This window comes from Nocardia sp. NPDC051052 (genome assembly GCF_044456045.1).
Taxonomy (GTDB): Bacteria; Actinomycetota; Actinomycetes; order Mycobacteriales; family Mycobacteriaceae; genus Nocardia.
Window position 1 is genome coordinate 1 of the sequence record NZ_JBITFL010000011.1, and the last position, 14580, is coordinate 14580.

14 protein-coding genes are annotated in these 14580 nt (G+C 67.7%); 5 read left to right on the forward strand and 9 right to left on the reverse strand.

The window, feature by feature from the left end:
- Positions 1 to 298 precede the first annotated feature (298 nt).
- Positions 299 to 1768: an IMP dehydrogenase gene (gene guaB, locus ACIBCN_RS32535; protein ID WP_396995728.1), complete on the reverse strand. Its 1470-nt coding sequence runs from the start codon at positions 1766 to 1768 to the stop codon at positions 299 to 301.
- Between the two features lie 532 nt (positions 1769 to 2300).
- Here guaB and ACIBCN_RS32540 point away from each other — a divergent pair.
- Positions 2301 to 2714: a DUF5319 domain-containing protein gene (locus tag ACIBCN_RS32540; protein WP_022567296.1), complete on the forward strand. Its 414-nt coding sequence runs from the start codon at positions 2301 to 2303 to the stop codon at positions 2712 to 2714.
- A 207-nt stretch (positions 2715 to 2921) separates the two neighbouring features.
- On the opposite strand, the gene ACIBCN_RS32545 is transcribed toward ACIBCN_RS32540, so the two are convergent.
- From ACIBCN_RS32545 to ACIBCN_RS32555, 3 genes are all read right to left on the reverse strand, one after another.
- Complete coding sequence (locus ACIBCN_RS32545) at positions 2922 to 4004, reverse strand: anti-sigma-D factor RsdA (protein ID WP_396995544.1); 1083 nt, start codon at positions 4002 to 4004, stop codon at positions 2922 to 2924.
- Complete coding sequence (locus ACIBCN_RS32550; protein WP_357386413.1) at positions 3997 to 4575, reverse strand: sigma-70 family RNA polymerase sigma factor; 579 nt, start codon at positions 4573 to 4575, stop codon at positions 3997 to 3999. Before ACIBCN_RS32550 ends, ACIBCN_RS32545 begins: the two co-directional genes overlap by 8 nt.
- A 179-nt stretch (positions 4576 to 4754) precedes the next feature.
- Positions 4755 to 5633 (reverse strand): hypothetical protein, encoded by an 879-nt coding sequence (locus tag ACIBCN_RS32555; protein WP_396995545.1) that lies wholly within the window; start codon positions 5631 to 5633, stop codon positions 4755 to 4757.
- A 628-nt stretch (positions 5634 to 6261) separates the two neighbouring features.
- Here ACIBCN_RS32555 and ACIBCN_RS32560 point away from each other — a divergent pair.
- The 3 genes from ACIBCN_RS32560 to ACIBCN_RS32570 all read left to right on the forward strand — a co-directional run bounded on the left by ACIBCN_RS32560 (position 6262) and on the right by ACIBCN_RS32570 (position 7748).
- A complete protein-coding gene (locus ACIBCN_RS32560) occupies positions 6262 to 6555 on the forward strand; it encodes a WhiB family transcriptional regulator (RefSeq protein ID WP_014981828.1) in 294 nt (97 codons plus the stop codon).
- A gap of 364 nt (positions 6556 to 6919) precedes the next feature.
- Positions 6920 to 7495 (forward strand): sigma-70 family RNA polymerase sigma factor, encoded by a 576-nt coding sequence (locus ACIBCN_RS32565; RefSeq protein WP_396995546.1) that lies wholly within the window; start codon positions 6920 to 6922, stop codon positions 7493 to 7495.
- A gap of 1 nt (position 7496) precedes the next feature.
- A complete protein-coding gene (locus tag ACIBCN_RS32570) occupies positions 7497 to 7748 on the forward strand; it encodes a hypothetical protein (RefSeq protein WP_396995547.1) in 252 nt (83 codons plus the stop codon).
- Positions 7749 to 7804: 56 nt separating this feature from the next.
- On the opposite strand, the gene groL is transcribed toward ACIBCN_RS32570, so the two are convergent.
- Together groL and groES are read right to left on the reverse strand one after the other, a co-directional pair.
- On the reverse strand, positions 7805 to 9415 hold the full coding sequence (groL, locus tag ACIBCN_RS32575) for a chaperonin GroEL (protein WP_396995548.1): 1611 nt from the start codon (positions 9413 to 9415) through the stop codon (positions 7805 to 7807).
- A 197-nt stretch (positions 9416 to 9612) separates the two neighbouring features.
- Positions 9613 to 9912 carry a co-chaperone GroES gene (gene groES, locus ACIBCN_RS32580; protein ID WP_014981824.1) on the reverse strand — a complete coding sequence of 100 codons (300 nt, stop codon included), beginning with the start codon at positions 9910 to 9912 and terminating at the stop codon, positions 9613 to 9615.
- 703 nt (positions 9913 to 10615) lie between these two features.
- Between groES and ACIBCN_RS32585 the strand changes: the two genes are divergently transcribed.
- Positions 10616 to 12163 carry an Hsp70 family protein gene (locus tag ACIBCN_RS32585; RefSeq protein WP_396995549.1) on the forward strand — a complete coding sequence of 516 codons (1548 nt, stop codon included), beginning with the start codon at positions 10616 to 10618 and terminating at the stop codon, positions 12161 to 12163.
- Between the two features lie 89 nt (positions 12164 to 12252).
- Here the strand turns inward: ACIBCN_RS32585 and tsaD are convergent, their stop codons facing one another.
- Genes tsaD through tsaB form a run of 3 tightly spaced genes read right to left on the reverse strand, consistent with a single transcriptional unit; the run spans position 12253 to position 14551 of the window.
- Positions 12253 to 13296, reverse strand: coding sequence for a tRNA (adenosine(37)-N6)-threonylcarbamoyltransferase complex transferase subunit TsaD (tsaD, locus tag ACIBCN_RS32590; protein ID WP_396995550.1), 1044 nt, complete (start codon positions 13294 to 13296; stop codon positions 12253 to 12255).
- Positions 13293 to 13787, reverse strand: a complete 495-nt coding sequence (gene rimI / locus ACIBCN_RS32595; RefSeq protein ID WP_396995551.1) for a ribosomal protein S18-alanine N-acetyltransferase — start codon at positions 13785 to 13787, stop codon at positions 13293 to 13295. Before rimI ends, tsaD begins: the two co-directional genes overlap by 4 nt.
- A gap of 5 nt (positions 13788 to 13792) precedes the next feature.
- Positions 13793 to 14551, reverse strand: a complete 759-nt coding sequence (gene tsaB, locus ACIBCN_RS32600; RefSeq protein ID WP_396995552.1) for a tRNA (adenosine(37)-N6)-threonylcarbamoyltransferase complex dimerization subunit type 1 TsaB — start codon at positions 14549 to 14551, stop codon at positions 13793 to 13795.
- Between the last annotated feature and the right edge of the window lie 29 nt (positions 14552 to 14580).

Here is a 14580-nt window from a genome sequence, read left to right on the forward strand (position 1 = left end):
GAGCGGTCGAGACTCGCGCCTGCGGCGCATGCGCTTCGACCGCTCGGACGCGCGACGGGCCACGAACGGCGCTCGCAAAACTCGCGCTGTGGTGGCCAGGCTTGTGACGGGAGGTCGCGGGCAAAGGCTAGCCGCAGGCACTTCGCGGCTTGTCGCGCGCGCAACCGACGCCAGGTCTCGTCGGGGTGAGTCCGGACGTGGGCCTACGGCTTCGTGTGCCATCGGCCTGAGCCCGAACAGGTCGCAGCCGACCTCGTCCTGCACGGACCATATGGTTCGTGCAGGACCATCATGCAGGCTAGCCGCGACCAGTGTAGTTAGGGGCCTCGACGGTCATCGTGATGTCGTGCGGGTGACTCTCCTTGAGACCCGCCGCGGTGATCTGCACGAACTGCGCGTCCTGCAGGTGCGCGATGGACTGCGAGCCGGTGTAGCCCATGGCCGCGCGCAGGCCGCCGACGAGCTGATGGATGACCTGGTTGACCGGGCCGCGGAACGGCACCCGGCCCTCGATGCCCTCGGGGACCAGCTTGTCCTCGGCGAGCACGTCGTCCTGGAAGTAGCGGTCCTTGGAGAAGGACTTGGCCTGGCCGCGGCCCTGCATCGCGCCGAGTGAACCCATGCCGCGATAGCTCTTGAACTGCTTGCCGCCCACCAGGATCAGCTCGCCCGGCGATTCGGCGGTGCCCGCCAGCAGCGAGCCGAGCATCACGGTGGACGCGCCGGCCGCGATCGCCTTGGCGATGTCGCCGGAGAACTGGATGCCGCCGTCGGCGATCACCGGAACACCGTGCGGCTTGCAGGCGGCGACGGCCTCGAGGATCGCGGTGATCTGCGGCGCGCCGACACCGGCGACCACGCGGGTGGTGCAGATGGAGCCGGGACCGACGCCGACCTTCACCGCGTCCGCGCCCGCCTCGACGAGCGCGAGGGAGCCCGCCCTGGTCGCGACGTTGCCGCCGACGATCTGGATCCGGTCGCCGACCTCGGCCTTGATCTTGGTGACCATCTGCAGCACCTGGGCCTGGTGGCCGTGCGCGGTGTCCACGATGAGCACGTCGACGCCGGCGTCGGACAGCGTCATGGCGCGCGACCAGGCGTCGTCCCCGACACCGACCGCGGCACCGACCAGCAGGCGGCCGTCGCGGTCCTTGGTGGCGTTCGGGTACTGATCGGTCTTGACGAAGTCCTTGACCGTGATGAGCCCGCGCAGCTTGCCGTTGCCGTCGACGATCGGCAGCTTCTCGATCTTGTGCCTGCGCAGCAGGCCGAGCGCGGCCTCGGCGGTGACGCCCTCCTGCGCGGTGATCAACGGCGCCTTGGTCATCACCTCTTCGACCCTGCGGTTCTGGTCGACCTCGAAACGCATGTCGCGGTTGGTGATGATGCCGACAAGGCTGCCGACCTCATCCACCACCGGCAGGCCGGAGATGCGGAACCGGGCGCACATGGCGTCGACTTCAGCGAGGGTGTCGGACGGACGGCAGGTGACCGGGTCGGTCACCATGCCCGCCTCGGACCGCTTCACGGTCTCCACCTGGGCGGCCTGATCGGCGCCGGACAGGTTGCGGTGCAGCACACCCATGCCGCCCGCCCTGGCCATCGAGATGGCCATCCGCGCCTCGGTCACCGTATCCATCGCGGAACTGACCAGCGGGGTCCGCAGACGGATATCCCTGGTCAGTTGGCTGGAGGTCTCCACAGAGCTGGGGATGAGATCCGAGGCGGCGGGCAGCAACAGCACATCGTCGAATGTGAGGCCGAGCATGGCGATCTTGTTCGGATCGTCACCACCCGTAGATGGGCGGACAGTGTTCACCCACCCCGCCGGCTGCCGTCCCCTAGCGGTGCGTTCGCCCGATACGGGATTACTCATTCGGATCGACTCCTCCTGGACGTCGACAGCGACCGGCGCCGGGGTCACCGGCGCCGCGCGCAGCTGATGGGATGGACTGGTGGCTCCGGGAATCGTGTCGGGTGCTCGCCGGGGCCTGACACCATGGTATCTGTCCCGCAAACTCGTCGGCGCAGTGAGCCCACCGGGGGGCGGAGCCGACCGGGGGGCGGATGGCAGGAAGGCGAAGCCGACCGAGGCGGGTAAGCACCGGGGGATGACGGGGAGGTGAAGCCGACCGAGGCGGGGTAAGCACCGGGCGTTGGTGAAGGGGCGGAGCGTACCGGGGGCGGGTAAGCATGAGGGATGGCAGGGAGGCGAAGCCGACCGGGGGCGGGCAAGCGCCGACGAAACTTGCGGGCGACATAGCTGGCGCAGACCACCCTGTTCTGCGTACCGTGGGGATGTGCGTGACCATCTACCACCTGGCTTGCCGCCGGATCCGTTCGCCGGAGACCCCTCCGACCCGTCCGCCGCGCTCGACGCCATCGAGCCCGGTGAGCCGCTGGATCCCCACGAGCGCCTTGCGGTCGAGGAAGATCTCGCCGATCTGGCCGTCTACGAGGCGCTACTAGCGCACCGCGGTATCCGCGGACTAGTGGTGAGCTGCGAAGACTGTCGGCAGGATCACTACCACGACTGGGACATGTTGCGCGCCAACCTACTTCAACTGTTGGTGGACGGCACCGTGCGCCCGCACGAGCCCGCCTACGATCCGACGCCGGAAGCCTATGTCACCTGGGATTACTGCCGGGGATACGCGGACGCCTCGATGAACGAGGCCTTCCACGGCGACGGATTCGACGGATTCGACAACTGAGGTTCGCAGTACCGGACCGATGACGCGTCCCCCTGGGGGGCTCGCGTGCAGTGGCACTCCGCGCTGTGATCTTCGACGCACTAGCCGGCGGATTTCTGAAGCATGGCCGCCGGGGCACAACACCTCGAACGACAGAAAACCGACCGCCACTCGGCAATCGGTTCTTGTCTTGTTCGAGATTCTCTCGCGGGTTGCTAGCGCCGCTTGTTACGTCGGAGTCGCCGCGCCGCCGGAGCCGGGCGGTATGACGAACGTGGTGCCCGGATTGCCTTGCGTCGGTACCCGAGTCGGCGGCTGCTGGGTCTGGCCACCGCTGTCCCCGGTGGGCTCGACCACCGTCGGCTTGGACACCGTGGTCGGCGTCGCCTGCGGCGGCGCGGTGGTCGGCTCCACCGTCGGCGGCGGCGTGGTCACCGTCGGCGGAGTCGGCTTGTCCGCACTCGGGGGTGTGGTCGGTTCGGTGGGTTCGGTCGGCTTGTCGCTCGGCTGCGACGGCTTCGTCTGCAGGATCGTCACCGAGGGATCGACCGGCGGGATCGGCTTCGTCGACGGGCCCGGGCTCGTCGACGGGTCGGTCGGCTTACCCGAGGTGCCCTGATCCAGCTGATCGGCCAAGTCGTTGTAGCCCATGTCGCGCAGCTGGTTGACGAGGCGTTGCCACTCCGCCATCAGCTCGTCGTGCCTACCGGCGTTGTCGACCTTGTCGGCATTCGCCTTCGCCTGCTCCAAGCGCTCCTTGGCCTGCACCGGGTTCTGGCTGATCAGCTTCCCCGCTTCAGTCAGATCGGTGCCCGCCCGTTGCGCCACGGTGCTCTGCGCCGCCTGGTTGAAGACGACCTCTTTGAGATTCCACAGCGGATCGCCGGGCTCGGACTGATACGACAACGCCGTCATGCCACCGAAAACCAGTGCCAGTGTCGCCGCGGCCCCGAGGAGCGGGCGAACAAGCCTTAGTCGGTTGCTGCCTTGTGCCCCGTTCCGGAACTGCCGTGCGCCGATCTCCTGGTTGACCGCGGCAACGATCGCATCAAGATCCGGCGCCGCGGTCATCGGCGGAGCGATGAGCTCCGCTCGCCAGTCCGCGAGTAACGTCGCGAGCTGATATTCCTCCGCGCTGTCGGTCCGTACCGGGCCATCGCTGCCGATGGCGTCGATCAACGCGTCGTCGCGGCGTACCGCGGCGATGTCGACCGGACCGGTGTCTTCGGACGCGTCGGCGTAGGGACCGCTGTTTCGCGATCCAAGCCGCGCTTTCCAGTCACCCCGACCGCGCTCGCCATCCCTAGCCATACATTTCACCTGCCCTCGCCACTTGAGACTTCAGTTTCGCGAGTGCCCTGTGCTGGGCCACTCGTATCGCCCCCGCCGTACTGCCCACGGCGACTGCGGTTTCTTCGGCTGACAAACCCATGACCAATCGCAGGATCAGGATCTCTCGATGTTTCTCGGGGAGGGTCGCGAGCAGACGGTTCATCTGCCTGCTCGTCTCCGATTCGAGAGCTCGTTGTTCCGGACCATGGTCGGTGGATATGACATCTGGTACTTCGGCCATTGCCTCCGCCTTGTTACGGGCGGCGTTGCGATGGGCGTCGGCGACCTTGTGCGAAGCGATTCCGTAAACGAAGGCCATGAAGGGCCTGCCCTGGTCTTGATACCTGGGCAAGGCGGTCATCACGGCCAAACAGACCTCCTGCGCAACGTCATCCGCGGAGAGCTGCCCACGCTCCGCGGCTCCGATCCGCGCGCGGCAATAACGCACCACGAGCGGGCGGATCATCTCCAGCACCTGAGCTAAAGCGGATCTGTCGCCCTGCGCAGCCGCAGTGACGGCGAGGTCCAACTCTTCGCCCATGTTCGTCATCGTCAGAGAGATTCCCGGCGTTACAAGTGGCACGGTCGGTGATGACCAGTGCTTCCGCCGAAGCGGCGGAACGGATCTAACAATAGCGATACAGCGCGCGGAACAAGGCAACACGGTCGCCCTTCTCCGCACAGGCCCCGCACAACCTGATGTAGTCCCACTTAAAAGCTTTGCGACGGCTAGGCGGTCGGTTGCACCGTGGCCGCCGGACGAAACCGACCGCCACGTCGGACGATGGTCGCGGCGCAGTCCTCGGCCTCGGCCCCGGCACCCGCGACGCCGAGCCCGTCCCGCAGCATCGCGCTCGCCCAGCGCAACGGCAGCAGGCCGTGTTCACGGCACTGCTCGGCCACCTGCTCGGCGAGCGCGCGCGACCGGTCGTGCTCCCCCGCCACCGCGGCCGCCGCGGCGACCAGTAGCCGCGATTTGACCTGATGCCGCACCGAAGGCCCACGCTCGGCGAGCTCGAGCGCCGCGGCCGCGTACGTCACGGCAGGCTCGACAGAGCCTGCGGCGAGCGAGGTTTCGGCACAGACCCACTGCCTGCGGATGGCGGGCCGCCAGCCGAGCCGGTCGTCCGGCACCACCTCGGCGGCGCGGTCGAGCAGCCGCCAGGCCAGCGCGACCCGACCGATGCCGAGCGCGTCGGCCGCGAGACCGGTGAGCGCGTCACAGATCGCGTCGGCGCGGTCGAAGGGGAGGCCGGGCCCGGGGTCCACCGTGCGGTCGCCCATCGATCGCACGGAGAGCAGGGCGGCGGCCCGCCCGTCGAGGGCGGCGGCGCGGGCATGCCAGCCGAGCTGGCGCAGCAGCGAACCCTCGGTGCTCGCGGCCAGCGAAAGCACCGTCGGATCGGTGCTGCGGGCGCGGGCAATTCGCAATTCGGCGCGTGCCGCGGCATATCGGCCCTGACCGCCGAGAATCACCGCCCGATACCAGGAACCGAGCGCGTCGGGCGCGGTCGGCAACTCGGCAGCGGCACGCCCGGGCTGCGCGCCGAAGGCGCTCTCGGTGAGTATCTCGAATGCGGTATCTCCGAGCGGAGCAGGTGCGAACACGGCCGAAACTGTATACCGGGCCGAGTCGAGATGGCCGGGAGAAAGACCGGACCCGACCAACCGGCAACCACTCAGCATTTATGATCACTTTGCGATGTTTCCATCAGGTAAAACTCGTACCGGCAATCACCGAGCGGCCGCGTTCGGAATTCACACGCGTTTCGTGCAATTAACCCCAGCGCCCCGTTTCCGCCATCTCGGATCTGCTCGCCGTACCCGTCGCCGAGCGGTGCTGTGACCACGCCCACCCGACCCCCACTGGGCTCTAATCGGCCTGCTGCCCCCAAAAATGGGGTCTACCAGCGGAAATAGGTCTCGGATCTAAGCAGCGGCAAACCACGGACCACTGGTCAACCGATCAGTATCGCCGGAACCAATGCAAAAAGTAAACAGCTCAAAGGTTAAATTTCGCACCCTAAGATTTGGGAAACTGCTGCGCCGAACTATTGACGGAATTTCGCGGCTGGACCTAACGTAGCTCATCGCCACGGTCGGCGCCGCGCGAAATTGCAGCGACCGCAACGGGCGAGCACAGGGGCACCCGCCGACACCGCGCAGTGGCCTACCACACTTTGCAGAACAACTGCTCGACAACGCTGACGAGCTCGCACCACGAGGAGTTCACACAATGCCCATGCCGACCCACCTCCCCGGGCCGAACGCCGATGTCTGGGATTGGCAGATGCGAGGGTCCTGCCGCGGGCAGGACTCCGCCGTGTTCTTCCATCCCGACGGCGAACGTGGCCGAGCCCGTACCGCGCGCGAGATGCGCGCCAAAGAGATCTGCCGGGCCTGCCCGGTACTGATGCAGTGCCGCAGCCACGCCCTCAAAGTCAGCGAGCCTTACGGCATCTGGGGCGGCATGTCCGAGACCGAACGCGAGATGCACGCCCGCCGTAATCGGCGGCGCATGGCGGTGTAGTTGAAATTGTTCCCATCCGCGGGGTGCAGCGCGCCGAATCCCTAGCAAACAACCGGCAGGCAATACGCGGTCACCACCGCCACGCCTGCGGCGGCTACGACCCGAAGCCGCACATCCTGTCGAGCCCTGCGTTTCGCGGTTAGCTATCGGCGTGTCACGGCGTGTCTCTAGTTAGAGCCACCCGGCGTGTCGAAGTTTTCCGCAAAGTCGCTGGGCCACAGGTGGTTTGCCGACACCCCCAGCCGATGGGAGGTCATAGCGACCCGCTACGGTGGTGACCGATGACACAGAATGGAGCGTTGTGACAACGCGGCAGCCGGCCGCAGAGGGCGACTCGTTCCGAAGAGATGCCTTCTTACCCGGTGTGGATTCTGCGGTTACGGCCCGCGCCGCCGAGAGCATCGAACTCGCCGACCTGCTACATCGTTGCGGCGAGTCCGACCAGGAAGCCTTTGCCGAGCTATACGACCGGACGTCCGCGCGCGTCTTCGGTCTGGTGCTGCGCGTCCTGCACGACCCCGGCTACGCCGAGGAGACGACGCAGGAGGTCTACCTGCAGATCTGGCGTACCGCAGCCAGTTTCGACGCCGACAAGGGGTCGGCCGTGACGTGGTTGATGACGCTTGCGCACCGGCGGGCCGTCGACCGGGTGCGCGCCGAGCAGGCACACACCCAACGCGAGGTCGCCTACGGAATCCGGGTTCTCGGTAACGAATTCGACGAAGTGACCGAAGAAGTAGAGCGAAGGCTCGAACAGCAGGCCGTCCTCGATGGACTCGCGACCTTGACCGAGACCCAGCGAGAGGCCATCTCGCTCGCCTACTACGGCGGGCGGACCTACGCGGAGGTCGCGCTGTACCTCGGAGTAGGGTTACCGACCGTTAAGTCCCGAATTCGGGACGGATTGACACGACTCAAAAAAAGTTTGGGGGTGACGTGAGATGAATGAACGCCAGGTCGATCTCGCGCACACCGTCGCGCTCGGATCGATCGACGACGTAGATCACCATGAGGTGCAGGAACTGCTCGACACCGAGGACCCCGCCCTACGCGCGGAGTTCATCACCGAGATCGGGCAGACGAGAGAAGCGCTCGCCTTATTGGCCGGCGCGACAGCGACACCACCGCCCGCCACACTGCGCACCCGATTGCTGGCGGCCATAGCCGCCGAGCAACCGCCCGTAGCCTCTTGATTTCGTAAAACGAAGGCCCCCGGACTCGATGTCCGAGGGCCTTCTCTGGTTTCAGCTCAGTGGCTGTGACCGTGATGGCTGTGGTCGGCCGCCTCTTCGGCGGGCTTCTCCACAATCGCGCTCTCGGTGGTGAGGATCATCCGCGCCACCGACGCCGCGTTCACGACGGCCGAACGGGTCACCTTCACCGGATCGACGACGCCGTCGGCCAGCAGGTCACCGTAGGTGAGGGTGGCGGCGTTGAAGCCAGCCTTGCCCCCGGCGACCTTGCTGACCACCACGGAGCCGTCGACGCCCGCGTTGGTGGCGATCCAGAACAGCGGCGCCGACAGTGCGGTCCGCACCACCTCGACGCCGGTGGCCTCGTCGCCGGACAGCGAGTCGCGCAGCTCGACCAGCTTCGCGGCCGCCTGCACCAGCGCGGAGCCACCACCGGGCACGATGCCCTCCTCGACGGCGGCCTTGGCCGCGCTCACCGCGTCCTCGACCCGGTACTTGCGTTCCTTGAGCGCGGTCTCGGTGGCCGCGCCGACCTTGATCACCGCGACGCCGCCGGACAGCTTCGCCAGCCGCTCCTCGAGCTTCTCGCGATCCCAGTCGGAGTCGGTGGCCTCGATCTCGCGGCGCAGCTGCGCGCCACGGGCCGCGATGTCTTCCTTGGTGCCGACGCCGTCGACGATGGTGGTGTCGTCCTTGGTGACGACGATGCGCCGCGCCTGGCCCAGTGCGTCCAGGCCCGCCTCGCGCAGGTTGATGCCGAGGTCAGGGTTGATGACGGTGCCCGCGGTGACCACGGCCAGGTCGTCGAGGAACGCCTTGCGCCGGTCACCGAAGAACGGCGCCTTGACCGCGACGGCCTTGATCGTCTTGCGGATCGAGTTGACCACCAGGGTGGACAGTGCCTCGCCCTCGACGTCCTCGGCGATGATCAGCACCGGCTTGCCGGATTCGGCGATCTTCTCCAGCAGCGGCAGGAAGTCGGGCAGCGAGCTGATCTTCTCGCGGTGCAGCAGGATGAGCGCATCCTCGAGCACGGCCTGCTGGCTGTCGGTGTCGGTGACGAAGTAGGGCGAGAGGTAGCCCTTGTCGAACTGAACGCCCTCGGTGACAACGAGTTCGGTCTGCGTCGTCGAGGATTCCTCGACGGTGACCACACCGTCCTTGCCGACGACGGTCAACGCCTTGCCGACCATCTCGCCGATCTCCTCGTCGCGCGAGGACACGGTGGCGACCTGTGCGATCGCCTTCTCGCCGGACACCGGGGTGGCCGCGGCGAGCAGCGCGGCCGAGACCGCGTCGGCGGCCTTGGCGATGCCGTAGCCGAGCGAGATCGGATTCGCGCCTGCGGCAACGTTCTTCAGGCCGGCCCGCACCAGCGCCTGGGCCAGCACGGTCGCGGTGGTGGTGCCGTCGCCCGCGACATCGTTGGTCTTGGTGGCGACGCTCTTGACCAGCTGCGCGCCGAGGTTCTCGAACGGATCTTCCAGGTCGATCTCGCGCGCGATGGTGACACCGTCGTTGGTCACGGTCGGGCCGCCGAAGGCCTTCGCGAGCACCACGTGGCGGCCGCGCGGGCCGAGGGTGACCTTGACGGCGTCGGCGAGCTTGTCGACTCCGCGTTCCAGAGCCCGGCGAGCCTTCTCGTCGAACTCGATCTGCTTTGCCATAAGTCCTATTCCTTGGATTCCAGGGCCGGCCTCGAGCATTCGCTGTCGCAAGCGCTCTCAGCTGAGACGAGACTGCCCCGGTCCCCGCTCAGGGGAACCGGGGCAGCGTCATGACGACTCGATCCCGGCGGTCGGGTGAGCATGGAACGTCACCACTCGATCCCGGCTCTCGCCGGAACGACCGCGCGGGGCGCGGGTCACTTGGTGACGACGGCCAGCACGTCGCGCGCCGACAGGATGAGGTATTCCTCGCCCTGGTACTTGATCTCGGTGCCGCCGTACTTGCTGTAGATAACGGTGTCACCCTCCTTGACGTCGACCGGGATGCGGTCACCCTTGTCGGTGACGCGTCCTTCGCCGACGGCGATGACGGTGCCCTCCTGCGGCTTTTCCTTCGCCGTGTCGGGGATGACCAGGCCGGAGGCGGTCGTCGTCTCGGCCTCGTTGGCCTGGACGAGGATCTTGTCCTCGAGCGGCTTGATGTTCACGCTCGCCACGTTGAGCCCTCCACTTTCAGGGGATGTCGTCCGGAACTGTTGTTCCGGACCATCGGTATCAGGTTTTGATGTGACCCTGTCGCATAGCCCCGTCGTCGCGGGTGCCGGGACCCCTGCTCAGTAGTCAAAATGCCTGGCAACGCACCGTGCATCGGATGGACGAAAGTCCGGCCGCGCACATCAGCAGTGCCGACTAGCACTCTATACATGAGAGTGCCAGCGCTCAAGGCCGGGATGTGCCAATTTCAGATCGCCACGAACCTCAGTGTTCCCCGACACGCCCGACGCACGCCGGGAGGGGTTTTCAAGCGATCCAGAAAACTGTAACGTTCGGATAACGGATTGTGACACTATTGACGACGGTCGCTGTCCGACCGCTGTGTTCGTCACGAACCGGTGCCGTCGGAGACCAGGGGTTGTCACAGAACGTACGTCGCTACACCGCTCGGCGTCACCGAATACCTCAGCGTGAACCGAAGTTCCGGCGTCATCGAACACCCAGCGTCAGAGAAGACACCAGCGCCATCAGAGCTGCACCAGAGAGCTAGCCACACGTGATCCATCGCCGGTCCCCGCGACCCATCCGGATAACGGGACCGAACGGGTTTCGAGTCCGGATCGTCCGTCGACACACGGCGATCGGGCAGTCCAATCGAGATGGTCGGCGCCACAAGACCATCCGCTCGAAGGGAGGTGAATGAACATGCGAACATCCCTCGGTATCTCGGCCGGGTCCGAGGTCGTGTGCTCGGCGCTGGTCGCCACCGCGTCGAACGGCGCGCAGAGCTTCGACTACCGCGTCGTATCCGCCGACGCGGCCCACTCCGACCTCGGCGATCTCGTCGCGTCCTCGATCGAGCTGATGACCACCCAGCTACCGACCACGCAGCTCGCGCACGACGCGGGCTATCCGGTCGGCGCGCGCTTCGCGGGCGCGCAGCCGCGCAATCTGGAATCGCCGACAAGTCGCCCGCCGACCAGCGTCGCCGTCGCCTATCGCAGCAAGGAGCAGGCGCAGGCGATCCGCTCGGCCACCGGCAAGCAGCGCGAACTACGCCTGGTCCCGGAGGGCTCCGCGGCGCTCACCTTCCTGCGGCACACCGGCCTGCTCGACCGCTACGAGACCGTCGCCATCGTCGACCTCGGCGCCACCGGGCTCAGCGTCACCGTCGCCGACCAGGCCGACGGCACCGTGCTCCGGTCCGAGCGCACCATCGCGATCAGCGGCAACGCCATCGACGACCTCATCTACCACCACCTGGTCGACCTGCACTACGCCCGGCGCGGCACCCGCCCGAACCGCGGCATGCTGACCAACCGCGGCCGCGCGGCCAAGGAACACCTGTCCATCGCGCCCGCCGTCACCATCGACCACGTCGCGGGCCGGCCGCTCAAACTGAGCAGGGCCGATTTCGAGGAGCTGATCGCCGATCTGCTGCGCGAGACGGCCGTATTCGCCGCCGCGGTGTTCGCGAGGGCGCCCAAGTTCCCGCAGGCGGTGACGGTGATCGGCGGCGGAGCCAACATCCCCGCCGTGGTCGACACGCTCGCCGGGCAGCTGGACGTCCCGGTGTTCACCGTGGAGGATCCCGACGCGGTGATCGCCAAAGGCGCCGCGCTGGTTGCCGATTCGGTGCAGCCGTCGGTGTTCCCGGTGGCCGCGCTCGGCTCCGACGCGCCGGTCGGCACGTTCACCAAGGTGGTCGGCACGCTGGCCGGGGCGATCGTGGTGGTCGGGCTGATCATCGGCTACGGCGTGAAGACCTTCGCACCCACCTCGGACGACGAGGTCTCCCCCGCGGGCACCACGAGCAGCGTGTCGCAGCTGCCGCCGTCGCCGGGCAGCATCGTGCCGCCGACCGGGGCGGGCACCGCGACCAGCGGGCGGAACCAGGAAAGCACCAATCGTCCACCGGGCGGCAACATTCCGTCGATCACCCAGGACCGAGGCCAGCCGTCGAGCCCCCAGACCTCGGCACCCGTCATCCCGCCGACCCAGCCGACGCTGCGCCCCGACCCGAACCTCCCGGTGATCCCGTTCCCGGAACTGCTCGGCCCGCTGTTCGGCAATACCACTGGCCCGCAGCCGGGTTCGGCCAGTCCGGACAAAAACCGGCCCACCACGCCCACCCCGAAATCCGCCCCCACCCAGACGCCCGCGCAGACATACCTGCCGATGCCGCACCGGCAGAACTCAGGCTCGGTGGCCCCCGGCGTCGGAAACCCGTGGCAGCCCGGCGAGACCGACTAACCCGCTCAGCAGCAGCGAGGCCCAACCCGCAGCTTGGCGGGGGTCGGCGCGCACGACTCGGTCATCTGTGACCATCGTGGGCGGGTAGTTCAGCCGACTCGGCTGACTGAGACCGGCAGGCCTGGGTCGGTTGCTACCGTGAGCGGTGATGGCTTGGCGCCGCCTGCGATCACATGTGCGCCGAGGGCCGCGATCATCACTCCGTTGTCTGTGCACAGGCGTGGCTTGGGCACGCGTAACGTCAATCCGGCTGCGGCGCAACGCTCCTCGGCCATTGAGCGGATCCGGGAGTTGGCGGTTGCGCCGCCGCCCAGTACCAGTGTGTCCACGCCGACGTCCTGCGCCGCGCGTACCGCCTTCATGGTGAGCACGTCGGCGACTGCCTCTTGGAAGGACGCGGCGATGTCGGGGATTGGGAGGTCCTCGGCGGTCAGTCCGCTGCGTTGCGCCGACTCGACGTAACGGGCGACGGCCGTTTTGAGACCGGAGAACGAGAAGTCGTAGCGGGCGTCTCGCGGGCCGGTCATGCCGCGTGGAAACGCGATCGCGCGCGAATCCCCACGCGTCGCAGCGGCATCGAGGGCGGGACCGCCGGGGAAGCCGAGGCCGAGCAGCCGCGCTACCTTGTCGAACGCCTCGCCCGCCGCATCGTCGACGGTGCTACCCAGCTCGGTGATCGGCTCGGCCAGATCGGTGACCTTCAGCAGATGGGTGTGGCCGCCGGAGACGAGCAGCGCGACGCACGGCGGCATCGGGCCGTGCTCCAGGGTGTCCACCGCGACATGGCCGCCGAGGTGGTTCAGCGCGTAGAACGGCACATCCCACGCCGCCGCATAGGCTTTCGCGGCCGCGACACCGACCAGCAGCGCACCGGCCAGGCCGGGGCCGATGGTCACGGCCAAGGCGTCCGGCTTGGCGATGCCCGCGGTGGCGAGCGCCCGGCGCATGGCGGGCACGATCGCCTCGAGATGGGCACGCGACGCGATCTCGGGCACCACGCCGCCGAACCGCGCGTGCTGGTCGACGCTGGAGGCGACCTCGTCGGCGAGCAGTTCACAGCTGCCGTCGGCGTGCCTGCGCACGATGCCGACTCCGGTTTCGTCGCAGGAACTTTCGATACCCATGATGATCACGAGAGGACCTCGTCCGGGAGGGGCAGCGCGCTCAACGCGGGCCTGCGCATGGTGTAGGCGTCGGCGCCGCTGGGATGGTAGTAGTTCTTGCGCAACCCGATGATGTGGAAGCCGTGCTTGGCGTACAGCGCGATCGCGGGGGTGTTGTCGGTGCGTACCTCGAGGAACATCGGCCCGCCGCGCTTGGCCGCCTCGGCGAGCAGCGCCTCCAGCAGCAAGGTTCCGATGCCGGCTCGCAGGCAGGTGGGGTCGACGCCGATGGTGTGCACCTCGGCCTCGGGGTGTTCGTCATCACCGAGCAGCGCGACGCCGGCGTAGCCGACCATTCGCCCGTCGTCGTCGCGGGCGGTGATGTAGAGATTGTGCGGTGCGGCGAGCTCCGATTGGAACGCCACCGCGTGCCAGGGATCGTCCTCGGGAAACAACAGCTGTTCGAGTTCGACGCAGCGCTCGATGTCCGCGGTGACCATCGGCTCGATTCGGATAGCCACCGCGGTCACGCTCCCGTCCGGTCGAGGGTGCGGTAGCTCTTCTCGACGGCGTCGGGCCTGCGCAGGTACAGCGGCACCAGCGCGGCGGGCACCGCGCGCCCGAGCAGATCCGCCGCGGCGACCTGAACCAGCCCGGCGGGCGAGGGCGTCTCCACCGGAAGCACGGGTAGGTCGAAGAAGTCGACGTGCGAGGCGGATCCGGCGATCACCGTGGCCTGCGCCATATCCACCTCGCTCGGCTTGGCCACGTCCGGCCCCGCGACGCGCACGCCGTCGCGGTAGCGCGCCCAGTACACCTCCCTGCGGCGCGCGTCGGTGACCACGAGCAGTTCGCTGCCCGGTGTGAGGTCGGACACCGCGTCGGCGGCGATCCCGTCGAGGCTGCACACGCCGTACACCGGAATGCCCAGCGCGTCACCGAAGGCGGCGGCGGTCGCCATGCCGACGCGCAATCCGGTGAACGGGCCCGGCCCGATCCCGACCACGACCGCGTCGATGTCGGACCTGGAACGGCCTGCCTCGCTGAGACATTCGAGAATCTGCGGGGTGAGGACCTCGGCATGGGCGCGCGGATCGACGCGCACGCGGGCGGCGAGGGTGCGGGTGTCGTATCGAGCGACCGATAAGCGTTCGCCTGCGCTGCCCCGTGGCGCGACCGGCATCCGATCGCCGCCGACGGTGGCCGCGCCCGGTGCGGCTTGCTCCAGTTCCACCAATCCCGCTGTCACGGCGGGTGTCGCGGTGTCGACGCTTAATACCAGCATGATTGACCCAACGATACCGGTTGGTAGCT